The sequence below is a fragment of the Mycolicibacterium setense genome, from assembly GCF_000805385.1.
Taxonomy (GTDB): domain Bacteria; phylum Actinomycetota; class Actinomycetes; order Mycobacteriales; family Mycobacteriaceae; genus Mycobacterium; species Mycobacterium setense.
Window position 1 is genome coordinate 25,304 of record NZ_JTJW01000003.1, and the last position, 23,428, is coordinate 48,731.

The window sequence follows — 23,428 nt, forward strand, 5'->3', positions numbered from 1 at the left end:
CGCAGTTCAGCGCCGTGGTATCAGTCGCTGTCGGGGAATGGCAGGCTCTCGCGGCAGTAGCTGGTCATTGCGTTGTGAGACACTGGAGCCAGTTGTGCTGTCTGGAGGTTACACATGCCGAAATCGGCAAAACGTCGACTGATCACCGCGTTCATAGCCGCGGGAGTAGTCGGTGGAATGGTACTCAGCCCGTCCGCCTATGCAGATCCCGAGGTGCCGCCGGCGCCCGTCGACCCTGCTGTCCCGGGCCCGCCTCCGGGCGCGTACATCCCCCCGCTGCCGGCCGACCCGGCGGCTCCGGCCGCCGCTGCTCCGGGCGCTCCCGCGGCACCCGCGCCGATCATCAACTACGGTTCCCCGACCGTCCCGTTCGAGGGCACTGCGCCCGGGCAGAGCTCCGAGCCGTTCACCGGTGAGGCGCCGTTCCTGCCGCCGTCGTTCAACCCGGTCAACGGTTCCATGGTGGGTGTCGCCAAGCCCATCTACATCAACTTCCAGCGGCCGATCGCCGATCGGCAGATGGCGCAGGACGCCATCCGCATCACGTCCAACCCGCCCGTGGCGGGCCGGTTCTACTGGGTCACCGACACCCAGCTGCGGTGGCGGCCCCAGGACTTCTGGCCGTCCAACACCGTGGTGAACATCGACGCGGCCGGCACCAAGTCGAGCTTCCGGGTGGGCGACTACCTGGTGGCCACCGTCGATGACAAGGCCCACACGATGCAGATCATGCGCAACGGGAAGCTGGAGAAGACCTTCCCGGTGTCGATGGGCAAGCCCGACGGCAAGCACGAGACCAAGAACGGCACGTACTACGTGCTGGAGAAGTTCCCCGACATCGTGATGGATTCCTCCACCTATGGCGTGCCGGTGGACTCCAAAGAGGGTTACAAGCTGAAGGTGAAGGACGCCGTCCGCATCGACAACAGCGGCATCTTCGTGCACAGTGCGCCGTGGTCGGTCGGCGACCAGGGCAAGCGCAACGTCAGCCACGGCTGCATCAACCTCAGCGCGGAGAACGCCAAGTGGTTCTACGACAACTTCGGCAGCGGCGACCCCGTGGTGATCAAGAACACCGGTGGCGGTTGGTACAACACGCCTGACGGTGCATCCGACTGGCAGATGTTCTAGAGGAACGTCGATACCAAAAACCCCGCAGCTCGCTGCGGGGTTTTTGGTATCGGGACTAGGTCAGGTCCAGCGGCTCCCCGAACCGGTGAAAGTAGACCTCGTATGCGAGCCCACCAAGGTTGGCTGGATCACCGACGTCGACGTGTGACGGCATCCGGCTTGGCTCTACGAGGACCGCTTCATATTTCTCCCGCCCTTGGCTGACCACCCAGTGTGCTGCGTCTTCAAGGCCATCTTCAGACTCGTCGGGCCCGAGATGGGACCGATATGGCTCGTCCTGGAGCTCGGCGGCGAAGTCCAAGAACAGATCTTGGAACTTGTGGACGGCGCCCTTCGGTAGTCGTCCGAGAATTTCACGAAGCTGATCGCGGCTCCGCGAGGCCTCCGCTATGGCATCCCAGAACCAGTCGACGTCCGGACCCTCGTCGTGACGAACATCGTCAACCAAAGTCGCTCCTGATCTTCCAGACGAACAGGCCCTAGTTCCAGATGCGCACGCGTTGGTCCGGCTCCAGGTAGAGCTCGTCGGATTCGGAGACCTCGAACGCCTCGTAGAACGAGTCGATGTTGCGGATGACGCCGTTGCAGCGGAACTCCGGCGGCGAGTGGGGATCCACCGCCAAGCGCCGGATCGCCTCGGCGTCACGGGATTTGGTCCGCCACACCTGTGCCCAGCCGAAGTAGACGCGCTGCACGCCCGTCAGCCCGTCGATCACCGGCGCCTCCTTGCCCTTCAGCGACAGCTGGTAGGCCAGCAGGGCGATGGACAGCCCGCCGAGGTCGCCGATGTTCTCCCCGACGGTGAACGCGCCGTTGACATGATGGGACTGATCCAGCCCGCGCGGGCTGAACTGCTCGTACTGATCGATCAAAGCCTTTGTGCGTACCCCGAATTCGGCGCGATCGGCATCGGTCCACCAGTCCACCAGGTTGCCGTCACCGTCGTACTTGGCGCCCTGATCATCGAAACCGTGCCCGATCTCGTGCCCGATCACCGCCCCGATACCGCCGTAGTTGGCCGCGTCGTCAGCCTCGGCGTCGAAGAACGGCGGCTGCAGAATGGCTGCGGGAAAGACGATCTCGTTCATCCCCGGGTTGTAGTACGCATTGACCGTCTGCGGCGTCATGAACCATTCGTCGCGGTCCACCGGGCCGCCCAGCTTGGCCAGCTCCCGATCGGAGTTGACCACGTGGCCGCGCCGGTAATTGCCGTAGAGGTCATCACGCTCGACCACCAGCGCCGAATAGTCGCGCCAGCGGGCCGGATAGCCGATCTTGGGGGTGAACTTGTCCAGCTTCACCAGCGCCTTGGCCCGGGTCTCGGGCGTCATCCAGTCCAGGTCGTTGATGCTGACGCGGTACGCCTCGCGCAGGTTGGCCACCAGCTCGTCCATCCGGGCCTTGGCCTCCGGCGGAAAATACCGCTCGACGTAGAGCTTGCCCAGCGAGTCGCCCATCAGGCCCTCGACCAGGGAGACGCCGCGCTTCCAGCGGTCGCGGTTCTGCTCGGTGCCCGAGAGGGTGCGGCCGTAGAAGTCGAAGTTCTCGGCCACCAGCTCGTCGGTCAGCAACCCGGCACGCGAATGGATGACACGCCAGCGGGTCCAGGCCTTCAGGTCCTCCAGATCCTCGCTCGCCCATAGTGCGGCGAATGCCGTCACGTAATCGGGCTGACGGAGCACCAGCTCGGACACTTTCTCGGGGGTGCTGCCGAGCGCACCGAGCCACCCGGTCCAATCGAATCCGGGCGCGTCGGCCGACAGGTCGGCGAAGGTGCGCAGGTTGTAGGTCAGATCCGCGTCGCGGCGCTTGACCACATCCCAGTGCGCGGCGGCCAGCTTGGATTCCAGCGCCACGATCCGTGCCGCGGTCTCACTCTGGGCATCCGCCGTCTCCGCCCCGTAGACCAGCGTGAACATCCGCGCGATATGGCCGGGATACGCGGCCAGGATCTCGGCGTGCTGATCTTCGCGGTAGTAGGACTCGTCGGGCAGACCGAGGCCACCCTGGCTCACGTGCAGCAGGTAGCGCGTCGAATCCTTCGAATCGGTGTCCACGTAAACACCGGCGCCGCCGGATACGCCGGTGCGCTCCAGCCCGCCCAAGACGGCGGCCAGTGCATCGCGGTCGGCCGCCCCGTCGATCAGGGCGAGCTCCGCGAGCAGCGGCGCCAGGCCGCGGGCGGCGATGGCCTGCTCGTCCATGAAGCTGGCGTACAAGTCACCGATGCGCTGCTCGTCGGTGCCTGCCGGCGCACCGGAAGCAGCGGCGGCGGTGATCAGATCGCGGATCTGTTCCTCGGCGCGGTCGTGCAGCAGCCGGAAGGCGCCGTCGGTGGCGCGGTCGGCCGGAATCTCGTAGTCGGTCAACCAGCGGCCGTTGACGTGGCCGAACAGATCGTCTTGCGGGCGGGCCTGCGGGTCGACATGGTTCAGGTCGATACCCGACTTGATCGCTTCTACCGTCACCCCGACATTCTTCCAGAAGGCCGCGGGTGCGCTGGGCCGGTCGCGCTGCCGGTACCCTCACGGCCATGCCCGAGGCGCCTAGCAAGGACAGCAAGGACAGCAAGGACAGCCCAGCCGATCACCCCGGCGGGGCGATCACCGGCTTCGGCTTCGCCTCGGCGGTCGCCGGCCTGATCGCGATCGTGGCGGTGGTGCTGGCCGCCATGGTGTGGAACGGGCACCGCGACGAGGCCGACGAGCGCGCCTACCAGACCCGCGTGCTGCGGACTGCCGCCGACTGGACCAACGTCCTGATCAACATCAACAAGGACTCCGTCGAGGCCGGTATGCAGAAGCTGCGCGAGGGAACCGTCGGTCAGCTCAACTCCGACTTCGACGCTGCCGTGCAGCCGTACCGCGACCTGGTGCAGCGGTTGCAGGCCCGCACCACCGGCCAGATCGATTCGGTGGCCATCGAATCGCTGTACCACCCGCCGCCAGGACCTGACGGTCGTCCGGTGCCCGCACCCAAGACCGAGTTGGCCGGGATGGTCGCGCGCACCGACACCGTGCTGGTGGTCGCCACGTCCGTCAGCGAGAACGCGGGCACCGACAAGCCTCAGACCGTGCGCTGGACGTTGCGGCTGGACGTCTCCGATGTCGACGGCACGCTGATGGTCTCCCGGCTGGAGCCGATCCGATGAGGAACCGGTTGCGCGTCCTGGCGTTCGACATCCTGGCCCCGCTCGCCGCGATCGCGGCGTTGCTCTACATCGGCCTGGCGTTGGCCTGGCCGCTGTGGTGGGTCTCGCTGTGCTCGGTGCTGTGCCTGCTGATCGTGCAGGGCGTCATCGTCAACATCGTGCTGGCCCGCCGCGACGGCGTGACGCTGGGCACCGACGACGATGCCCCCGGCCTGCGGCTCGCGGTCGCCGGGGTGGCTGCCGCCGCGGTGGTGGCCGCGGTGACGGTGGGCTATCTGCGCTGGACCGTGCCCGACCGCACCTTCAACAACGACCGCGACGAGGTGGTGCGCATCGCCAGCAGCGTCTCGGAGGCCACCGCCACCTTCAGCCCGCAGAGCCCGACGGCCTCGATAGACCGCGCCACCGCGATGATGTCGCCGCAGCAGGCGGAGCAGTTCAAGAACGAATTCGCCAATGTGGCAAAGGAATTGGCCAGCAAGAACGTATCGGCCACCGCCGCCACCATCTCGGCCGGGGTGGAGGCATTGGGTCCACAGGTGGCCAGTGTGGCCGTGGTGCTCCGCGGAACTCAGAGCGCGCCGGGTAAACCGACCGACAATGCGGTGATGGCGCTGCGCGTGGCCCTGAGCAAGACCGACGGACGCTGGCTCGTCGACAACGTCACCCCGTTGCACTCGCGCTAGGGGGTGGCGCCGGACTACTTCGCGGAACGCTGCGCGGACAGTTTCGCGAACCGGTCCGAGAGCCGCTGCATGCGCAGCAGCAGCGAGGCCGGCGGGCTGACGGTGCCCTCCAGGTAATCGGCGAAGGACTCGTTGGACACCCCGACGCGCGAAGCGAACTCGGGTGCCTGTAGTTCGGAGCGGCGCAACATGGCCTGGATCTGGCGGGCCACCTCGGCGCGCTCGGTGGCCTCGAGGTGCTCACGGGTGCGCACCAGCACCTCCGACAGCGCCTTCGAAACCCCGTAGGGCCGAGCGGTCTGCAGCACTTCCTCGACCTGCCGGGCGGTCCGGCCGTACGGGTCCCGCTTGATGGCGGCGACGATCCGCTGCCAGACCGCCATGTCGTCGGTCTCCAATGCGGCACGAATGGCCGCGGTCGGCCAGTACTCGACCGGCCGGTCGTCGAATGCGGGTTGGCGCTGCGGCGGTGCGGCCTTCGCCTGACGTGGTTGTCGTGGCTGTGCCGGCTGCTGCGAGCGCGGTACCGGTGTGCGTGGTGTCTGCGTGCCCTGCCCCTGTGTGCGCTGTCCGTTTGTGTCCTGCCCAGGAGTCCGTTGCTCCTGTGTCCGTTGTACCTGGGCGGGCGCCTTCTGGGGGCGTTGTGCGGAACTGCGCTGCGTCGAATTGCTTTGGCCGGACGTGCGCGGCGTCGTTGTGCGTGGCGTGGCGGGTGTCCGCTGGGCGGCCGTGCGCGGGGTCGCGGCGGCGCGTGTGGCGCCGGTTCGGGGAGCCGAGGTGCGTTGCGCCTGGGGCCCTTGGACTCGTTGTCCGGCAGGACGGCGAGTGGACGACGGAACCGGTTGATTCTCATCGCGACGCGCGATCCGCGCATCCCTCGGTTCCCGGACGTCGGGGGCCAACGTCACTTCGCCTCCTCCAGCATCGCTACCGCAACTGACAGGCAGCGCTGCCTGACCTTCTCCCATTCGGCAGCCGCATCCGGGTCCGACATCACGAACTCGTGTTCATCGGAAGGTTGCGGGTCGGCCAGCCGCCGCACCAACTGCGTGGCGACCCATCTGCTCTTCGGGTTCTGCCCACAGTAATACCGGTCCATGCCCGACAACACCAGAGCTGCTGTCTCGGTTTCCACCGATTCGACAAGATCAGCAAACTCTTCAAAGTCCTTGGTGCTGTTACGGCACATGATCAGAAAACTTTTCAGCCGCAGCGTTTCCGCGCCTGTCGGGATCTGCAGCCGATCACCGGTCGGCAGTTGGACATTGGTGGTCTCCACCGGACCGAGCCGCTCCATCGGTGCGCGGTCTGCGTCGGCCTCCGTCTCCAGAGCGTCCACGGCTACCGAGAGCCTGCCCCGCCACATCGTCACGGGATGCACTCCGGGGCACCGCTTCGGGCCGCCGGGGCGACGTGCCGCCAGCCGCGAGGAAGGTTTGCCGCAGCCGCTGAAAGCCAGCGGATCGGTGACGATGATAGTTTGCGGGGCAAGGGTTTTCATCCGTGCGGCGGTGCGCACCATCGTGCGCAGATCGGATCCGCTCGGGCCCATCGCGGAGATGTCGTCGGGAATGATCACCAGATCGGTGACCTCGACCTTCGGCAATGGCTTCTCGAAATCAACCTCGGGCAGCACCCGATCCAGCCAACGCGGCAGCCACCAGTTCCACTCGTCGAACATGGCCATCAGCGCGGGCACCAGGATGAGGCGGACCACCGTCGCGTCGACGGCGATGGCGACCGCGCACGCCACCCCGAGTTGGGCCACCAACGGCATGCCGGCAAAGGCGAAGCCGATGAACACGGCGATCATGATCAACGCGGCGCTGGTGATGGTGCGGGCGCTCGTGCTGACGCCGTAGGCAACCGCGTCGCGGGTGTTGTTGGTCTGCAGGAACCGTTCCCGGATCCGGGTGAGCAAAAAGATCTCGTAGTCCATCGACAGGCCGAAGGTCATCGCCAGGACGAGCGGCGGCACCGTGCTGTCGAGCGAACTGATCTTCTCGAAGCCCAGCCCCTCGAACCATCCCCATTGAAAGACGACCACCAGGCTGCCGTATGCCGCGGCCACCGACAGCACGGTCATCAGCACACCCTTGAGTGCCAAGAACACCGATCGGATCGACACCAGCAGCATCACGAACGCGATCAACGCGACGAACAGGAACACCAGCGGCTGGGTACTGGAGACCCGATCGTCGAAGTCTTTGATCAACGCGGTCGGACCACCCACGTCGACACGCGCGTTCGAGCCCGCGGCCTGCTGCAGCTTGTCCCGCATCCAGTCGACGGATTCGCGGGCAGCCAGATCCTCGGGATCCACCGACAGCACAGCCGACAGCAGAGCGCTGGTGTCGTTGTCCGCGAACACCGGCGGCTGCACGGTCTGCACGCGGGGTGCCCGGGTCATCTCCTGGCGCACCGCGTCGATCGTGGCGGTGCCTTCGGGGCTATCGGCGGAGCCTTCGGGGAACGTCACAAGCACCCGCACCGGGCCCAGCGCTCCGGGACCCAACGCGTCGGCGGCGGCGTTCACCCCGCCGCGGATCTCGTGGGTGGGCTCGAACTGGCGCTGCATGCTGTTGCCCAGCACCATGCCGAATGCCGGTGCCGCCAGGGTGAGCAACAGGATCGTCGCGCCGATGGCCGAGGCCCACGGCCGGCGCATCACCGCACCCGTCCACCGGGTCCAGAACCGCGACTGCGTCGCCTCCGCTCGGCGTGACCAATGCAAGTACGACGAGCGCTTGGCCGCCGCCTTTCCGAACGTCGCCAGCACGGCCGGGGTCAGGGTGGTGGAAGTCAGCACCGCGACCGCGACCGCGAGGATCGCGCCCGTGGCCATCGACACCAGCACCGGGGTGTTGATGAGGTAAATGCCCGTGACCGAGGCGATGACGGTGAGACCGGACAGCGTCACCGCAAGGCCGGACGTGGCCATCGCCGCGTCGACCGCATCCGCCGGATCACGGCCGGCCCGCAACTCCTCGCGGTACCGCATGAGGATGAACAGGGAGTAGTCGATGGCCAGGGCGATGCCGAACATGGACACCGTCGACGTGACGAACACGCTCATCTGCGTGTACATCGACAGCAGATAGACCAGCCCCATCGTCACCACGACCGTGCAGATGCCGAGCACCAGCGGCAGTGCCGCGGCGGCCAGCGAGCCGAACACCGCCAGCAGCACGATCAACACGATCGGCAGGTTCCACTTCTCGGCCGCGGCGATGTCGTGCTTGGTGGCCTGCGTCGCGGCCGCACCGAGTGCGCCCTGGCCGATGACGTAGAACTTGACCTTGCCGTTCTCGCTCTCGCCCGGCTCCTCGCCGTGCACACCGACCTTCTGGCGCAGCTGCTTGGCCACATCCACCGCGCCGGTGTTGTTGAAGTCCAGTTGCAGCGTGATGACGTAGGGCCGGTCCGGCTGCGGGGCCGGCTGTTGCGGGTTGGGCACGATCTTGACGCTGGGAACCTGGCCCGCGACCTTCTCCAGCCACACCACCGCGGCGTTCATGTCCTGGAACGAGGCGTCGGCGCGGGGAGCCGCGATCAGGGCAAGCGGGGACGCGCCCTGGTCCGGGAAATGTTCCTCGAGTTGCCGCTGGACGTGGAGCGACTGTGAACCTTCGACGTCGAACCCGCCGCCGGTCAGATTGGACGACTGGTTGATCGCGAGGTAGATCGAGGGCACCAGAAGCAGTAACCATGTCGCGAAAACCGCCCAGCGGAATCTGCGCAGATAGCTGCTCAAGCGCATCATGAACTGCTGGATGCGAGGTCCCCGCTTTCTCCCCCCACCGTGGCTGGGCGTGTCCTGGCTCGTGTCAGCGAGAGCGTACCTCTACCGGTGTAATGTGGCCCGCTCTCTTCCGGTTCTGAGATCGCCCTGAGACCTCTCACAGCTGGCATCCGTAGCGTTGTGACGAAGTCGTCGGCCCGGCGGTGCTAACAGCGTGGCCCGCTCCGGCGACATTGCCTAAGACGACCCCGGACGGCGTGTGCGCCGGGGCCCACGCTGAAGGAGTACCCATGCAACCGACCGACGGCGGTTTGCGCCGCAGTCTGGCCGTCGCGTTCGCGGTGACCGCGGCCGGCGGTGCGGCAGTGGCCGCGCTCATGGTCCCGTCCGCCACGGCCGCCACCGATCCGTGCGCCGCCAGCGAGGTGGCTCGCACGGCGGGCAGCGTGGCCACCAACATCGGCAACTACCTCGACACGCATCCGCAGACCAATCAGGCCCTGACGACCATCAGCCAGCAGCAGGGTGGAACCCAGTCGATCGCCGCCCTCAAGAACTACTTCGACGCAAACCCGCAGGCGGCCAAGGACATCCAGCAGCTGCAGCAGCCGTTGGCCAGTCTGGGGACGCGGTGCAAGCTGCCGGTCAGCCTGCCGCAACTGATGGGTCTGATGCAGGCGACCCAGCAGGGCGGGACGTCCACCGGTGGTTTGCCTGGCGGCCTGCCGTCGGCGCAGAACGTCGGAGTGCCCAGCGTTGCGGTGCCCGCACAACGTGCGCCCGTCTCGGCGGCGACCGCGGGCTCCGGTCCGCTTCCGGGCCCCACCACCGCCTCCACCCGCTGACCCGGCGGCCGCCGCGTCGCCGCTGCCGACCCCGTTGAGCTGCGGGTTCACCGAACGAAGTGGCGGTTTGCGCGCAAGGCAAGAAAGTCGTCACGGATTCTGCTTAGCTTTCCTTCAGCCGTTAACCGTTTGGGGTTACGGCCTTCCCCATCCGATGAAGGAGCTTGACCATGTTGCTCTCGGCCCGAAATGCGCGGCGCGTGGTAGCTGGCGTGGCCGGCGCCGGCGCCGTAGCCGGTGCGATGCTGTTCGGCACCATCCCGTCGGCGCTCGCCGACGATCCGGCGGCCAACCCTCCCAACTGCACCGCAGCCGATCTGGCCGGTGTCGCTTCGGGTGTGTCGGCATCGACGTCCGCCTACCTGTTCACCCATCCCGATGTGAACAACTTCTTCACCAGCCTGGAAGGCCTGCCCCGTGAAGAGGTCAAGACCAAGGTGCACGACTACCTGGAGGCGAACCCGCAGACCAAGGCCGAACTGACCGGTATCCGCCAGCCGCTGGTAGACCTGAAGAACCGCTGCGGCGAAGCTCCGGCTCCTTCCATCCCGTAACCGAGTGCGGGTGGAAGCAACCCCCGCCAGCGGCGAAGGACACGTGACGCACGAGAGCGCGAACCGCACGGTGCTGATGGTCGACGACGACCCGGATGTGCGTACTTCGGTTGCCCGCGGATTGCGGCATTCGGGGTTCGACGTCCGGGTCGCGGCGTCCGGCAAAGAGGCACTGCGCCTGCTGTCGAACGAGTCGCACGACGCGCTCGTTCTCGACGTCCAGATGCCGGAACTCGACGGTGTCGCCGTGGTCACGGCGCTGCGGGCATTGGGCAACGAGATCCCCATCTGCGTGCTCTCGGCGCGTGACACGGTCAACGACCGCATCGCGGGCCTGGAAGCCGGCGCGGACGATTACCTGACGAAGCCGTTCGACCTCGGCGAGCTCGTGGCCCGGCTCAACGCACTGCTGCGCCGGGCCAGCCATGCCGACCGGCCGTCGGACACCATGACCGTCGGTGCCTTGACCATCGACACAGCCCGTCGTCTGGTGTTCGTGGCCGGGGAACGCGTCGACCTCACCAAGCGGGAATTCGACCTGCTGGCCGTGTTGGCGGAGAACACCGGCGTGGTGCTGTCCCGGCAGAGGCTGCTCGAGCTGGTCTGGGGATACGACTTCGACGTGGACACCAACGTGGCCGACGTCTTCATCTCGTACTTGCGGCGCAAGCTCGAAGGGCCCGACGTGCCGCGTGTCATCCACACCGTGCGCGGGATCGGCTACGTGCTGCGGGAGGACGCGTGAAGGCCGCGTGATGGGCACCGTGAGGAACCAGCGGTAGGTGCGGATCTTCGGCTTCATCCGTTCGGCGTCACTACGTACCAGGGTCGCGGTGGCCTCGGCGCTGGCCGCCGGGGCGGTGGTCGCGATGTTCACCATCCTGACGTCGGTGGCGCTGGCCAACAACGATTCCGCACAGTTGGACCGCAGGCTCGATTCGATCGTCGATGCCAGCATCAGCCCCGAGCATCTGCAGGATCCCACGCGCGGGGTGTTGACCACCGGACGGTCGCGGTCGACGGGGCAGGTGGTGTTCCAGCGCGGCTTCCAATTGCCTGCGCTGCCGCCGGGTACCGAGACCGTCGAGGTCAACGGCGTCGATTACCGGGTTCGCACCGTTGCGGTGGACCAGCCCGGCGGCGTGCTGATGTCGATCGGTATTCGTGCGGACAGTATCTTGTTGAGCCCCAACAGAATTCCGCTGTACACCGGATTCGGTGTGGCCACCGTGCTGGTGGCGGCCGGGCTGGGCTGGTTGCTGGCCGGGCCCGCCATCCGGCCGCTGCGCAAGCTCACCGAGCACACCTCGAAACTGGACAGCGGCACCGACACCATGCCGAAGGTGCGCGGGGTGCGCGAGGCCGAGGACCTCTCGGAAGCCATGGCGGGCATGCTGACCCGCTTGGCTGCCGCCCAACGCGCCACCACCAATTCCCTTCAGGCTGCGCAGGATTTCGCCGCCAATGCCGCGCACGAGCTCCGCACACCGCTCACCGCGATGCGTGCGGACCTGGACACCCTGCGCATCCACAACCTGCCGGAATCCGAACGCGACGAGGTGGTGGCAGATCTGGCCCGGGCCCAGCGCCGGGTCGAGGCCATCATCACCGCGCTGGGGCAACTCGCCTCGGGGCAACTCGCCCAGGTCGAGGATCGTGAACTGATCGACATCGCTGATCTGCTCGACCGGGTGGTCCGGGAGAACGTCCGGGGGAGTGAGCATGTCGGTATCGAGGTGCATGTCGCCGACGACATCGGCCTGGTGATGGGCTGGCCCGGAGGCCTGCGCATCGCGGTGGACAACCTGGTGCGCAACGCGATCGTCCATGGTGAGGCCACCCGGATCGTGCTGACCGCCCATCGCAGCGATGAGCATCTCGTCATCACCGTCGACGACAACGGGCGCGGACTACCTGTCGAGGAACACGAGACCGTGCTGGGCCGGTTCCGCCGGGGCAGTACCGCGATGGCGGGCGGCTCCGGGCTGGGCTTGGCCCTCGTGGCTCAGCAGGCCCACCTGCACGGCGGGGAGATCACATTGTCCGACGGGCCGCTCGGCGGCCTGCGTGCCACTCTGACGATATCGATCTCACCGACAGGCGATGCGGCTCACGCGGATTGACGACGGCGCAGGGCGGCCGCCAGTGCGCGCCACCCCAACAGCAGCACCGCAGTCACCAGCGTGGCGACGACGACGAAGCTGACAGCCACACCCGCCGAGGTCAGTTTGCGCAGCACCATGCCGATCACCACGGTGCTCACCCACACCACCACCCCGGTCGGCACCAACGACGCCGGCTGCCGCCAACCGCGGGAGATCAACCAGCCCACCATGGTTCCGGCGAGAAACGGCCACGCCGTCTCTGCCACCCCGGCCACCGTGATGCCCTCGGCGTGGCTGCGTCGGCCGATCGTGCAGAACACCACGACACAGATCAGGTCGGTCAAAAACGCACCGGAGCCGCTCCGGAGGCGATATTCGGCCGGCGCGCTAACTCGTCGCATAGGTCATCACATCCAATACCAGTGGGCTGACGTCGGTTTGGTCGCGCTCGGCGAAGCCCGGTTGCCGTGCGGCCGGCTTGCCGTCGAACAGCGCGTCGGCGGCGGCCAGTGAGGTGAGCCGGGAATCGAGCCGGAACGATTTGAAGGTAAATGGTAAGCCATTGGACGCCAACGGATCCGGACCGTCCATCACGTGGAAGTGCAGATGCGGGGCATCGGAGTTGCCGGAGTTGCCCAGCGCGCCGATGACCTGCCCGGCGGTGAGTTTGTCACCGGGCTTGACCTTGAGGCTGTTCGGTTGCAGGTGCGCGTAGAAGGCGTAGTTGCCATCGCCGATGTCCTGCACGATGTGGTTGCCGCCGTACTGGCCCAGCGTGAGACCGCTCGGAGCGACACCGGGGACCTGCTCGTTCAGACCGTCGAGCACCGCCACCACCGGTCCGTCGGCCACCGCATGGATCTCGGCGCCGAAATACGGGTAGCTCGCGACCTTGGCCCGGTCCCCGGAGTACAGTCGCCCGTCCGGGCCGAGCTGCACGTAGTCGATCGCGAATCGTTCTGCAGCCCAGACCTTTCCGTTGATGGGATTGAGCGCCATGCGGTGTGGCGTCATATCGCAGCAACTGTTGGCATCCACCCAGTTGTCCCCGGTCAGCGGCGCGGTGATCGATACGGGCTTGCGGGTCTGCACCGACACCGGCGCCACGGACTCGGTCAGCGTCGGCGGGACCAGCGGCGGCATCGGCTTGGCCACGGTGATCCCGAGCTCGTGAGTGAGCTCGGTGGGCACTTGTGCCGGGTCGTCGGCGACGACGTCCAGCCATACGTACGCGCTCTGGCCGGGGCCGAGCACGTTGGTTCCCGCAGCGGTGTTACCCACCGCCCTGGTCCAGTACTTCAGGCTGTCCCCGGACAGGGTGAGCAATTTGCGCTCAGCCGTCGCGGCGCTCAGAGAGTTGAGGGTGACGTTGGACGGTGAGGTGTTGGTCAGCATCAGCTCGTAGGCCAGGTGCGTGCGGCCGTCGGTGGCGGCCACCGGAACCGGTTCTGCCAGAACAGATCCCACCACCGGCGTGACAGCCGGCGGCGGGGTGCTGGTTGTGGTCGACTCCGACTGGGGAGTCTGCGCCGACGAACACCCGGCCACGGTGAGGGCGAGCACAGCGATCGGATACCGGATTCGCATGGATGTCTCCTAGTGCTCGGATTTGGGTTGCGGGGTGTCGGCTGCCGTGTCCATGCTCGCGTCGGGGTCGATGTCCTTCTCGGTGCGGAACATGAAGAAGAACACCACCCAGCCGATCGTGGAGATGAAAATCCAGCTGACCAGCCGGTAGATCAGCATCGCCGAGATGGCGGCGGCCAGAGTCAGTCCGGAGGAGACCAGCCCCGGCACCAGGACGGCCTCCACCACCAGCAGGCCGCCCGGCATCAACGGGATGGATCCCACTGCCCGGGCCGCGGCGTAGGCGACGGTGACACCGGCCAGGGAGGGGTGACCGCCCGCGGCATAGCAGGCGAATGCCAGGCAGGCCACGTCGGCGATCCAGTTGAACATCGACCAGCTGAACGCCGCCGCGAGATCCCGACGGCCCAGGCTGACCGACTCCAGCTGCCGCAGGATCTCACGCCACTTGGCCAGCCCGATGTCTGTCGGCTTGCCGCGCAGCGAGTTGAACCATGCCAGGACCTTGGCTCCGATGCCCTCGATCAGCTCGGGTCTGGTGGCCACGGCCTGGGCCAGCAGGATGATCGCCAGAAACGCACCGAGCGAGAAGATCAGCGACAGCGGATTCTTGCTGGCACCGAGCATGAGTGCGCCGCCGAGGCCGAGCAGCGCCAGGCCCACGATCTGCAGAACCCCGGACATCACCAGCTGCCACGAGGCCACCAGCGGTGAGGCACCCCAGATGCGTTGTTGGCGGTAGACGAATGTTGCCGAGAGCACCGGCCCGCCGGGCATTGTGGTCGACAATGCGTTGCCGGCGTAGAACGCGGCCTCCGAACGCCACTGCTTCACGGGCACGCCCGCCGAGCGCAACAGGGTCCGCTGGATCTGGGCGAAGCTGTGCATCGAGGCCATCGCGGCGCCGACCGCCGCGAGCACCCACCATCCGTTCGCGGTCAGCAGGCTGCGCCACGCTTTCGCCAGCTGATCCCAGACCAGGGTCACCTCGATTGCCAGCACGGTGACCGCGAGTGCGATGACCACCCACCGCGCCCACCAGTACTTGCCGCGCCCGGAGCCGGCCCGTTCCCGGGCCGCCTCGGCCGGCGCGTCTTGTGACACGCACTACAGGGTAACCGCGCAGGTCGCGCCGACATCGCCGGTTGTGGCGGCGCGCCGCATTAGGCTACCGGCATGTCACCGGATCCTGTTGCCGATGAGGCCGTCACACCGTTCGTCCGCAAGGTCGCGGCCTGGTCGTGGCGTCTACTCGTCATCTTGGCGACCGTCGTGGCGTTGCTGTGGCTGGTCAAACGCCTAGAGGTGCTCGTGGTGCCGGTGGCTCTGGCCACCATGGTGGCGGCTTTGCTGCTGCCTGCCGTCGATTTCATGGACCGCCGCGGTGCACCGCGCGGTGCCGCCGTCGCCCTCGTGTTGCTGGCCAGCTTCGCGGTGGTGGGCGGCATCCTGAGCTTCGTCATCTCCCAATTCATCGAGGGCGCACCGCAACTCGTCGAACAGGTGACCCGAAGCATCGACGGCGCCCGCAACTGGTTGATCAACGGTCCGCTCCAGCTGAGCAAGGAGCAGATCGACCAGGCCGGCAACACCGCGATCGAGGCGTTGCAACGCAACCAGGAGAAGCTCACCACCGGAGCGTTGTCCACCGCGGGCACCCTCACCGAACTGCTCACCGGTGCGCTGCTGGTGTTGTTCACGCTGATCTTCCTGCTGCAGGGCGGCCGCAACATCTTCGCGTTCGTCACCAAGGCGTTCCCGACCCATGTCCGTGAGCGTGTCCGCGACGCCGGCCGCGCCGGCTTCCACTCGTTGGGCGGCTACATGCGGGCGACGTTCCTGGTCGCCCTCGTCGACGCCGTCGGCATCGGTACCGGCCTGGCGATCATGGGCATCCCGCTCGCGTTGCCGCTGGCCTCGCTGGTGTTCATGGGTGCGTTCATCCCGCTGGTCGGTGCCGTCGTCGCCGGATTCCTGGCCGTCGTGGTCGCGCTGCTGGCCAAGGGTTTCGTCTACGCCCTGATCACCCTCGGGCTGATCATCGCGGTCCAACAGCTCGAGGGCCACGTGCTGCAGCCGCTGGTGATGGGCCGGGCGGTGTCGATTCACCCGCTCGCGGTGGTGCTGGCCATCGCGGGCGGCGGTGTCTTGGCCGGCATCGTGGGAGCGCTGCTCGCGGTGCCCACCGTGGCGTTCATCAACAGCGCCACCCGGGTGTTGTTGTCCGAGGATCCGGACGCCGAGGAGGCCCGGCAGGAAAACGCCGAGGGGGTCCTGATCGACGCGAAGACGGACCAGCCGGACGACTAGCGCTCAGCGCGCGGTTACAGCCGGCCTTCGCGACGCAGCAGATCCTGCGCGCTCATCCCGCCCCCGCGTCGCGGAGGCTCGTCCTCGCGGGGGTTGAACTTCTGGGTCGACGGATCCTGATCACGCTGGCGTGGAGTGGGACCCGGCGCCGGGGCCGGACGTTGTGCGTTGAACGCGGTCGTCGGCGCGTTCTCACCACCTGCGGGCGGCCGCTGTTGCGGCATCGCTCGAGTGGCGTCGGCTGACGGACGCGGTGCGGGCGGCGGCGGTGGTGGAGGCGGGGTTCCGTTGGACGGACCGCCCTTGGCCGGCCCGCCGCGCAGCGCACCCAACCACGATTCGATCTCGCGGTCCTCACGCTGCGGGGGTGCGGCCGGGCCCGAGGTGGGCCGACCGGGAGCCTGCGGGGTGCGCTCGGTGTTGGCGTTGGTGTGGCCGGTCGCGGTGTTGACGGTGTTGACAGCGGTGTTCACCGCGTTGCGAACGGCGTTGCGGGCCATCGCAAACCGTGTGGTGGCGGGCTCTTGGTTGGGCTGTTGCCGAGCTTGCGCCTGGGGCGGGGTGATCCGCGCCGTGCCTGCGGCCGAGGGAGCGTTGGTCCGCGGCACCTGCGGGCGCATGGGTTCGGCCGCCGGGTGGGTCGGATCGTGCGGTCGCGGTGCAGGCAGGGCGCCGACGCCGGCCAGGGCGCGTGGGTCCTCACCGGACTCCGGCCCCATCGGACGTTTGCGCTCGTCGGGCAGTTCGGTCTCACCGAGGCCGAGCTTCTCCTGGATACGCTTCATCCACACCGGAGCCCACCAGCAATCGTCGCCGAGCAGTTTCATGATCGCGGGCACCAGGAACATTCGGATGACCGTGGCGTCCAGCAGCAGCGCGATCAGCAGACCGAACGCCAGGTACTTCATCATCACCAGGTCGGAGAAGGCGAATGCGCCGGCCACCACGGCCAGCACCAGGGCGGCACCGGTGATGAGGCGACCGGTGGTCGCGGTACCGATCCGGATGGCCTCGGCGGTGGACATACCGCGTTCGCGGGCCTCCACCATGCGAGAGACCAGGAACACCTCGTAGTCGGTGGACAGACCCCAGATCACCGCGATGATCAGACCGATCATCGGCGCCATCAGCGGCTGCGGGGTGTAGTTCATCAGTCCCGACCCGTGGCCGTCGACGAACATCCAGGTCAGGATGCCCATCGTCGAACCGAGTGTCAGCGCGCTCATCAACGCCGCCTTGACCGGTAGCACGATCGATCCGAACGCCAGGAACATCAGCACGGTGGTCGTGATCACCAGGATCGTCACCATCAGCGGCAGCCTCGAGAACAGGCTGTGAATCGAATCCTGTTCCAGGGCCGGGGTACCGCCGACGAACACATCGATGCCGTGTGGAGGCTGCAACGCCCGTAGATCCGCGATGTTCTGCGCCGCGTCACCGCGGTTGACCAGGCCGTTCTGGATCACCCGGACAGATTTGTCCTTCGACCCGGAGTCGTTGGCCGGGCGCTCTTTCCACATGGCATCGGGATCGTTGTCCGGATCGGTGAAACCGGAGACGGTCATCGCCTTGGCGCGCATGTCGGCGATCTGCGCATCGGTGATCGGCTCACCGTCTTCGCGCTGCATCACCAGCGTGATCTGTTCGGTCCGGAAACCGGGGAACAGCTTGTCGAAGTGCTCCTGCGACTGGCGTACCGAGTTGTCCGGCGGCAGGTACTTCTCGCTGATGCCGGCGAGTGTGAGCGAGCCGATCGGGAGGACCAGCAACGTCATGACGATCAGGATCGGTGTCGCGAAGGCGATGGGCCGCTTCATCACGACGTTGACCAGGCGGCCCCAGAAACCCTGCTCCACTTCTTCGCGGGTCTTGGTCTTCTGGGTCTTCTCGGCGAACCAGTCGATGATCTTCCGCGAGAAGGGCCAGTTGGCCAGGAACGGCACCTTCAGCAGCGTGGTCACACCGAGTGCGTCGACCCTGGGTCCCAGGATGCCCAGGACGGCGGGGAGCACGGTGATCGACAGGAACGCGGCCAACATGACCGAGGCGATGATGGCGTAGGTGATCGACTTGAGGAAGCCGAGGGGGATCAGCAGCAGCGGCAATGACGACGCCACGATGATCACGGCGGAGAACGCCACGGTCCGGCCGGAGGTCATGACGGATCTTCGTACCGCGGCTTCGGTGTCGTAGCCCTCGGCGAGTTCTTCTCGGAACCGGCTGACTATGAACAACCCATAGTCGATGGCGATACCGAAGCCCATCATCGTCACGACGGGCTGGGCGAAGAAGTGCACCGGCCCGAACTCTGCGGTGAACCGCAGAATGCCCAAGGCGCCGCCGATGGTCAGACCACCGATGATCGCGGGCAGGGCCGCGGCGACCGCACCGCCGAAGACGAAGAACAGCACCACGGCCACGAGCGGCACGATCGCGAGCTCGGCGCGCTTCTGATCGGTGCCGATGGTGCCGGTGAGCTCGCTGGCCAGCGGGTTGAGACCGGCCAGTTCGATGTTGCCGCCGTTGACCTGTTGCAGATCGGGCTCGACGGCCTGGTAGTTCTTGAGGATCGCGTCGTCGTCATCGCCCTTGAGGGGCACGCTGATGAAGGTGTGACGCAGGTCCTGCGTCTTCATCTGGCTGACGGTGGGGTCCGTGGTGTCGGGAGCCTTGAGCCAGCCGACCCAGCCGACGACGGTGTCCTCGTGGTCCTTGACGACCTGGTCGAGTTCCTCGGTGACCTTCTTCTGCCACGCCTTGTCGGTGACTTTCTTGTCATCCGGCGGTGTCAGGATGGCGACAACGTGACTCGTTCGGTCGCGTCCGTAGACCTCGTCGCCCAACAGCGACGCCTGGACAGACTGGCTGCCCTCGTCGTAGAAGCCACTCTGCGTGACGTGCTGTCCGAGACTGGCACCATAGACGCCGCCACCTAGGCACAGCGCCACCATGACACCGATGACGATGTACCTGAACTGGTACACCGTTCGACCCCACCAGGCGAACACTTAGGCTCCTAACGCTTTGATACTTCGCTCTAAAACTTGTGGTGACCCGCGCTTGACTCCGGCGATGGTCTTCAGTTGTTACACACGCGCGGTCAGTAGCGATGACAGCGGCCGGAATGGCTGCAACCATGCTCCCTGCTCGGGTAGCGAGTCCAGGCCGATCCGTGGCAGCGGTTCCCGGAACACACCGGGAATGTCCTCCAGATCGACAAACTCCAAGGTATCCGACGCTAGCGCCCAGCTCGCATGTTCGCGAAATCCGAGCACGTGCACGGGAGTGCCCTCGCGGGCTATCTCTTCCAGCGGTTGCCGGAACGCCTGTCCGTCCGCCGAGGCCACCAGAACCGCCGCCAGTCCTTCGCGGCGGCGTAGGGCGATGTGGTCGAGCATGTCGCTGTCGACATCGCTGTCGTCGTCGATCTTCGGTTTGGCGAAGACGGCGAAACCCACGTTACGCAACGCCTCCACCCATGGGCGCACCACATCGGCGCTACCTGGGGCGATGTTGGTGAAGACGGTGGCCTCGGGTTCCAGCGAGACTCCTGTTTCGTCCTCGTCATCGCCGGCCTCGGCCGAGAGATCAGCCGTATATCCCAAGAGCCAGCGGCCCAACGCGTCGAAGCGGGGACGGTGTGCGGCGGTCGGGCGCCCACCCAGGATCGCGCCCAACCCCATGTCCAGATTGGGGGCATCCCATACGAGAAGCACGCGTCGCGAGGGGATGATCGCCGGTGTTTCGGAGGACGGCTCGGATCGGGCGTCTACCTGCGCGGATTCGTCCTGAATGTCTTCGGTCACACTCACGGCCGTTTCTCCCAGACCAACTCGGTGACATCGGGGCCCGCCAGAGCCTTGCGCTCGTATTTCGTGACGGGGCGCTCGACCGATATGGGCAGTTCCGCGCTCATGTCGACCCGGCGCAACCGCGGTTCGGCATCTCCGACCTCGGCCATGTGCTCGGCATATCCGGCGTGGTCGGTGGCGGCATGCAGGATGCCGCCGGGCCGCAACCGGTCGGCGATCAGCGCGACTGTCGACGGCTGCAGCAGACGGCGCTTGTGGTGGCGGGCCTTCGGCCATGGATCGGGGAAGAACACCCGCACTCCGGTCAGGGTCGCGGTGCCGAACATGTGCTCCAGCACGTCGACGCCGTCTCCGCGGATCAGGCGGATGTTGGTCACGGGCGATCCGGTCTGCGCGGTGCGGTCGATGGCGCTGAGCAGCTGGGCCAGACCCTTGCGATAGACCTCCACCGCGATCACGTCGAGATCGGGCTCGGCCTGGGCCATCGCCAGGGTGGACGTGCCGGTGCCCGAGCCGATCTCCAGGATCAGGGGAGCCGAGCGCCCGAACCACGCCGCGGTGTCGAGGCCGACGACGGGTTCCGAATTCTCGTCGCGGGCCTGGATGCCCAGCTCCGGCCACAGCCGATTCCAGGTCTGCTGCTGGGCCGGGGACAGTGTCGACCGCCGGGTACGGAAGCTGGTCACCCGGGGAAAGCGGTGCGGATGGGCGGGCGGCACGTCGGCCGTTTCATCAGCCGGCGCCGGCCCACCGACATCGGACCTGGACGGGTGCATCCGTCCATGGTCTCTCATCTGCGGCGTGGTACCCGCATCGTGGTAGAGATTGATACCCAACAGTTGCCTCCAGCTGTCAGGACTTAAACCTCTGTTCGCGGGTACGCCCGGGCCGTGTCACGATTTTTCGTGGGGCGCCGGTGCGCCCGTCACCACGCAGGGAAGGCCGCCAGATTTTCGCAGACGAGCTCACACGCTTTGCCGACCGTGACGGCGATGCGCGGTTGGCGGAGGTCAGTGCGCGGGTGGCGGCTCCGCTGGGTGTGGATGTGCGCGGCCGTCGCGGCGTCGGGGTGAGCACGGTGGCCCGTGCTCTGGCAGGCGCGGGCCTGGAGATCACCGAGGCCGGCGACGTCACGGTGCTGGTGACCGCCGAGGTGCTGAAACCCGAGGATGAGGCGCTGCTCGCGGAGCTGAGCCGGGCGGGCCGGCCGGCGATCGTGGTGCTCAACAAGGCTGATCTGGCCGGCTCCGGGCCAGATGGTCCGGTCGGAACCGCCCATCGGAGGGCGCGGCGCCTGCAACAGCAGGCCGGTGTGCCGGTCGTGCCCATGGTGGCCCTGCTGGCGACGGCCCAGCCGCTGCCGCCGCTGCTGCTGGACGCGGTGGGACTGCTGACCGCTGAACCCGCCGACCTGACCTCGGCGGACGCGTTCGTTGCCGGTGCGCACCGGGTGCCGCTTGCGGTGCGGACCGAGCTCCTCGAACGTCTCGACCGGTTCGGGATCGCCCACACCACCCTGGCGCTGAGCCGTGGCGCGCGGGTCGAGAGCTTGCCTGCGCTGTGGCGAGGGCTCAGCGAGGTCGACAGGGTGATGGCGGCCGTCGATGCGGCCGCCGCGCCGGTGCGGTACCGGCGGGTGCGATGGGCCCTGGCCGAGCTACGTGCGATCGGCGGCCCGGCGGTGGGACGCTTTCTGGCCGCCGACGACACAGTGCTCGCGGTGATGGCCGCGGCCGTCGACGTCGTGCAGGCCGAAGGGCTGGCGGTGGATCCCGGAGACGATCGCCACGCCCATCTCTGCCGCGCCCGGCGCTGGCGGCAATACCGGGACGGTCCGGTCAATGCCCTGCACCGCCGGTGCGGTGACGACATCGTGCGTGGGTCACTACGGCTGCTGGGTGCGGCGGAGGGCCGGCGGTGACCGACGTGACGGACCGGGATCCGGCGGCGGCGCGGACGCGAGGACAAAAAATCGCAGAGGCCGACGCCGTGGTGGCCGCGATCGATCCCGGTCTGAACTCGCCGGGCGTGGAGATCCGCGATGCGGTTCTGGTGGCCGGACCGTGGCTCGCCGGGTCGACGAGCGTGATGGCCGCGTTGCGGGCGCGGATGCCGCAGACCACCTTCGTGGAATCCACCGAACTGGTGGCCGGCGAGGCGCCCGCGGCGGTGGTGTTCGTGGTTTCGGCGGCCGCACCCGTGACCGAATCAGATTGCGCCCTGGTCGATTTGGCATCACGCCACACCGATCTGGTGATCGGCGTGGTGTCCAAGATCGATACCTACCGAGACTGGCGCGATGTGCGCGACGCCGATGCGAAGATCCTGGGCGAGCGCGCTGCGCGCTACGAGCGCATGCCCTGGGTCGGGGTGGCGGCCGCGCCCGATCTGGGGGAGCCGCAGCTCGACGAACTCGTGGACCTGCTCACCGAGCAGCTGGCCGATCCTGACGTCGTGCGCCGGAACAGGTTGCGCGCGTGGGAAACTCGGTTGGAAGCCGTGATCGGACGGTATGAGGCCGACGGGTCTGGGGCCGACCGCCGGGCGCGGGTGGAGGTGTTGCGGGAGCGGCGCGCCGAGTTGTCCAGGGCGCGCAGGCTTACCCGCACCGAACGCAGCATCGCGTTGCGCAGCCAGTTGCAGCAGGCCCGGGTTCAGCTCGGCTATTTCGCCCGCAATCGCTGCAACTCGGTGCGCACCGAGTTGCAGGAGGACGTCGCGGGCATCGGCCGGCGTCGGATCGAGGCCTTCGAGGGCTACGCCAGGCAGCGGGCGCACGAGGTTGTCGGTGAGGTGGACGAGGGTGTCACCGCACACCTGCGCGGCATGGCGGCCGAACTCGAATTGGCCGCGCCTGATCCGCCCGCTCCGGCGCGGGTGCCGGACCTGCCGTCGCCGCAGCTGAAATCCCGGACTCTTGAGACGCGGCTGATGTTGGTCCTGGGCACCGGCTTCGGTCTGGGCGTGGCGGTGGCGGTCAGCCGGGTGCTCGCGGGTGCGGCGCCGCGACTGGCCGTGGCCGGCCTGGTGGTCGGCGCGGTGGTGGGCCTGCTGCTGGCGGTGTGGGTGGTCGGCACCCGGGGGTTGTTGAACGACCGCGGGGTGCTGGATCGCTGGGTCGGCGAGGTGACGGCCACCCTCCGCGCGACGGTTGAAGAACTCGTCGCCCAACGTGTGGTGGCCGCGGAGGCGACGCTCACCACGCAGCTTGCGGCCCGTGAGGAAACTGAGGCGGCTGTGGTGGCTGAGAAGATCGCGGCGATGGATGCCGAGCTGCGTGAACACGCCATCGCGACCGCGCGGGCGGCCGCCCAACGAGACCGGCGGATCCCGCCGCTGCAGCGCGCGCTGGACGCCGTTCGGGCGGATTTGTACGGCAACGGCGATGCTACTGGCGAGTAACCGTCCGATAACGTTCTTCTGAATCGTTCCTGTGAGTGATCGGACATAGCACTGGTTCACAGTGGGTATGTCACCCGCGTTAACCTCTACCCAAGGGGTAGCC

19 protein-coding genes and 1 pseudogene are annotated in these 23,428 nt (G+C 67.3%); 10 read left to right on the forward strand and 10 right to left on the reverse strand.

Annotated elements, in window-relative coordinates; all coding sequences use genetic code 11:
- Nucleotides 1-114: 114 nt before the first annotated feature.
- Entirely contained in the window at nt 115-1,131 is a 1,017-nt protein-coding gene (locus tag QQ25_RS01710; protein WP_039312675.1) for a L,D-transpeptidase, read from the forward strand.
- Nucleotides 1,132-1,186: 55 nt separating this feature from the next.
- Here the strand turns inward: QQ25_RS01710 and QQ25_RS01715 are convergent, their stop codons facing one another.
- Together QQ25_RS01715 and QQ25_RS01720 are read right to left on the reverse strand one after the other, a co-directional pair.
- Nucleotides 1,187-1,579 (reverse strand): DUF4240 domain-containing protein, encoded by a 393-nt coding sequence (locus QQ25_RS01715; RefSeq protein WP_052235556.1) that lies wholly within the window; start codon nt 1,577-1,579, stop codon nt 1,187-1,189.
- A gap of 31 nt (nt 1,580-1,610) precedes the next feature.
- The gene (locus tag QQ25_RS01720) at nt 1,611-3,599 is read right to left on the reverse strand and encodes a M13 family metallopeptidase (RefSeq protein ID WP_039312678.1); all 1,989 of its coding nucleotides are present in this window, start codon (nt 3,597-3,599) and stop codon (nt 1,611-1,613) included.
- Nucleotides 3,600-3,664: 65 nt separating this feature from the next.
- On the opposite strand from QQ25_RS01720, the gene QQ25_RS01725 reads away from it, so the two are divergent.
- Nucleotides 3,665-4,282, forward strand: a complete 618-nt coding sequence (locus QQ25_RS01725; protein ID WP_039313712.1) for a hypothetical protein — start codon at nt 3,665-3,667, stop codon at nt 4,280-4,282.
- The gene (locus QQ25_RS01730; RefSeq protein WP_039312681.1) at nt 4,279-4,968 is read left to right on the forward strand and encodes a hypothetical protein; all 690 of its coding nucleotides are present in this window, start codon (nt 4,279-4,281) and stop codon (nt 4,966-4,968) included. Before QQ25_RS01725 ends, QQ25_RS01730 begins: the two co-directional genes overlap by 4 nt.
- Nucleotides 4,969-4,982: 14 nt before the next feature.
- On the opposite strand, the pseudogene QQ25_RS01735 reads toward QQ25_RS01730, so the two are convergent.
- Together QQ25_RS01735 and QQ25_RS01740 are read right to left on the reverse strand one after the other, a co-directional pair.
- Nucleotides 4,983-5,444 (reverse strand): annotated as a pseudogene (locus QQ25_RS01735) (XRE family transcriptional regulator); the annotation flags it as partial.
- A 428-nt stretch (nt 5,445-5,872) separates the two neighbouring features.
- Complete coding sequence (locus tag QQ25_RS01740) at nt 5,873-8,731, reverse strand: MMPL family transporter (RefSeq protein ID WP_039312684.1); 2,859 nt, start codon at nt 8,729-8,731, stop codon at nt 5,873-5,875.
- 269 nt (nt 8,732-9,000) lie between these two features.
- Here QQ25_RS01740 and QQ25_RS01745 point away from each other — a divergent pair, with 269 nt between their 5' ends.
- The 4 genes from QQ25_RS01745 (at nt 9,001) to QQ25_RS01760 (ending at nt 12,232) form a co-directional block, all read left to right on the forward strand.
- Nucleotides 9,001-9,555: a hemophore gene (locus tag QQ25_RS01745; RefSeq protein ID WP_039312687.1), complete on the forward strand. Its 555-nt coding sequence runs from the start codon at nt 9,001-9,003 to the stop codon at nt 9,553-9,555.
- A 170-nt stretch (nt 9,556-9,725) separates the two neighbouring features.
- The gene (locus tag QQ25_RS01750; RefSeq protein ID WP_039312690.1) at nt 9,726-10,109 is read left to right on the forward strand and encodes a heme-binding protein; all 384 of its coding nucleotides are present in this window, start codon (nt 9,726-9,728) and stop codon (nt 10,107-10,109) included.
- Between the two features lie 76 nt (nt 10,110-10,185).
- Nucleotides 10,186-10,854 carry a response regulator transcription factor gene (locus QQ25_RS01755; protein WP_169748629.1) on the forward strand — a complete coding sequence of 223 codons (669 nt, stop codon included), beginning with the start codon at nt 10,186-10,188 and terminating at the stop codon, nt 10,852-10,854.
- A gap of 124 nt (nt 10,855-10,978) precedes the next feature.
- Nucleotides 10,979-12,232, forward strand: a complete 1,254-nt coding sequence (locus tag QQ25_RS01760) for a HAMP domain-containing sensor histidine kinase (protein ID WP_276014203.1) — start codon at nt 10,979-10,981, stop codon at nt 12,230-12,232.
- Here the strand turns inward: QQ25_RS01760 and QQ25_RS01765 are convergent.
- Genes QQ25_RS01765 through QQ25_RS01775 form a run of 3 tightly spaced genes read right to left on the reverse strand, consistent with a single transcriptional unit; the run spans nt 12,220 to nt 14,905 of the window.
- Nucleotides 12,220-12,615 carry a DUF3054 domain-containing protein gene (locus tag QQ25_RS01765; RefSeq protein WP_039376849.1) on the reverse strand — a complete coding sequence of 132 codons (396 nt, stop codon included), beginning with the start codon at nt 12,613-12,615 and terminating at the stop codon, nt 12,220-12,222. The genes QQ25_RS01760 and QQ25_RS01765 overlap by 13 nt on opposite strands.
- Nucleotides 12,602-13,801 carry a peptidoglycan DD-metalloendopeptidase family protein gene (locus tag QQ25_RS01770; protein ID WP_052235558.1) on the reverse strand — a complete coding sequence of 400 codons (1,200 nt, stop codon included), beginning with the start codon at nt 13,799-13,801 and terminating at the stop codon, nt 12,602-12,604. The genes QQ25_RS01765 and QQ25_RS01770 overlap by 14 nt, the downstream gene beginning before the upstream one ends.
- A 9-nt stretch (nt 13,802-13,810) precedes the next feature.
- The gene (locus QQ25_RS01775) at nt 13,811-14,905 is read right to left on the reverse strand and encodes a lysylphosphatidylglycerol synthase transmembrane domain-containing protein (RefSeq protein WP_039312699.1); all 1,095 of its coding nucleotides are present in this window, start codon (nt 14,903-14,905) and stop codon (nt 13,811-13,813) included.
- Between the two features lie 72 nt (nt 14,906-14,977).
- Between QQ25_RS01775 and QQ25_RS01780 the strand changes: the two genes are divergently transcribed.
- Nucleotides 14,978-16,111 (forward strand): AI-2E family transporter, encoded by a 1,134-nt coding sequence (locus tag QQ25_RS01780; protein WP_039312701.1) that lies wholly within the window; start codon nt 14,978-14,980, stop codon nt 16,109-16,111.
- 14 nt (nt 16,112-16,125) lie between these two features.
- Here QQ25_RS01780 and mmpL3 read toward each other — a convergent pair whose 3' ends face one another.
- From mmpL3 to trmB, 3 genes are all read right to left on the reverse strand, one after another.
- Nucleotides 16,126-19,119 (reverse strand): trehalose monomycolate exporter MmpL3, encoded by a 2,994-nt coding sequence (mmpL3, locus tag QQ25_RS01785; RefSeq protein WP_039376851.1) that lies wholly within the window; start codon nt 19,117-19,119, stop codon nt 16,126-16,128.
- 78 nt (nt 19,120-19,197) lie between these two features.
- Nucleotides 19,198-19,923: an NYN domain-containing protein gene (locus tag QQ25_RS01790; protein WP_039312707.1), complete on the reverse strand. Its 726-nt coding sequence runs from the start codon at nt 19,921-19,923 to the stop codon at nt 19,198-19,200.
- Nucleotides 19,920-20,717, reverse strand: coding sequence for a tRNA (guanosine(46)-N7)-methyltransferase TrmB (trmB, locus tag QQ25_RS01795; RefSeq protein WP_039313724.1), 798 nt, complete (start codon nt 20,715-20,717; stop codon nt 19,920-19,922). The genes QQ25_RS01790 and trmB overlap by 4 nt, the downstream gene beginning before the upstream one ends.
- A 122-nt stretch (nt 20,718-20,839) precedes the next feature.
- Here trmB and QQ25_RS01800 point away from each other — a divergent pair, with 122 nt between their 5' ends.
- Together QQ25_RS01800 and QQ25_RS01805 are read left to right on the forward strand one after the other, a co-directional pair.
- A complete protein-coding gene (locus tag QQ25_RS01800) occupies nt 20,840-21,844 on the forward strand; it encodes a P-loop NTPase family protein (protein ID WP_308205422.1) in 1,005 nt (334 codons plus the stop codon).
- Entirely contained in the window at nt 21,841-23,325 is a 1,485-nt protein-coding gene (locus QQ25_RS01805; RefSeq protein ID WP_409370964.1) for a hypothetical protein, read from the forward strand. Before QQ25_RS01800 ends, QQ25_RS01805 begins: the two co-directional genes overlap by 4 nt.
- The last annotated feature ends 103 nt before the right edge of the window (nt 23,326-23,428 follow it).

Bases quoted from the DNA above. Each gene is read 5' to 3' on its own strand.
- QQ25_RS01730 (WP_039312681.1), top strand. From the start codon at position 4,279: ATGAGGAACCGGTTGCGCGTCCTGGCGTTCGACATCCTGGCCCCGCTC.
- QQ25_RS01755 (WP_169748629.1), top strand. From the start codon at position 10,186: ATGGTCGACGACGACCCGGATGTGCGTACTTCGGTTGCCCGCGGATTG.
- trmB (WP_039313724.1), bottom strand. From the start codon at position 20,717: ATGAGAGACCATGGACGGATGCACCCGTCCAGGTCCGATGTCGGTGGG.
- QQ25_RS01725 (WP_039313712.1), top strand. From the start codon at position 3,665: ATGCCCGAGGCGCCTAGCAAGGACAGCAAGGACAGCAAGGACAGCCCA.
- QQ25_RS01760 (WP_276014203.1), top strand. From the start codon at position 10,979: ATGTTCACCATCCTGACGTCGGTGGCGCTGGCCAACAACGATTCCGCA.
- QQ25_RS01750 (WP_039312690.1), top strand. From the start codon at position 9,726: ATGTTGCTCTCGGCCCGAAATGCGCGGCGCGTGGTAGCTGGCGTGGCC.
- QQ25_RS01765 (WP_039376849.1), bottom strand. From the start codon at position 12,615: ATGCGACGAGTTAGCGCGCCGGCCGAATATCGCCTCCGGAGCGGCTCC.
- QQ25_RS01780 (WP_039312701.1), top strand. From the start codon at position 14,978: ATGTCACCGGATCCTGTTGCCGATGAGGCCGTCACACCGTTCGTCCGC.
- QQ25_RS01770 (WP_052235558.1), bottom strand. From the start codon at position 13,801: ATGCGAATCCGGTATCCGATCGCTGTGCTCGCCCTCACCGTGGCCGGG.
- QQ25_RS01740 (WP_039312684.1), bottom strand. From the start codon at position 8,731: ATGATGCGCTTGAGCAGCTATCTGCGCAGATTCCGCTGGGCGGTTTTC.
- QQ25_RS01745 (WP_039312687.1), top strand. From the start codon at position 9,001: ATGCAACCGACCGACGGCGGTTTGCGCCGCAGTCTGGCCGTCGCGTTC.
- QQ25_RS01710 (WP_039312675.1), top strand. From the start codon at position 115: ATGCCGAAATCGGCAAAACGTCGACTGATCACCGCGTTCATAGCCGCG.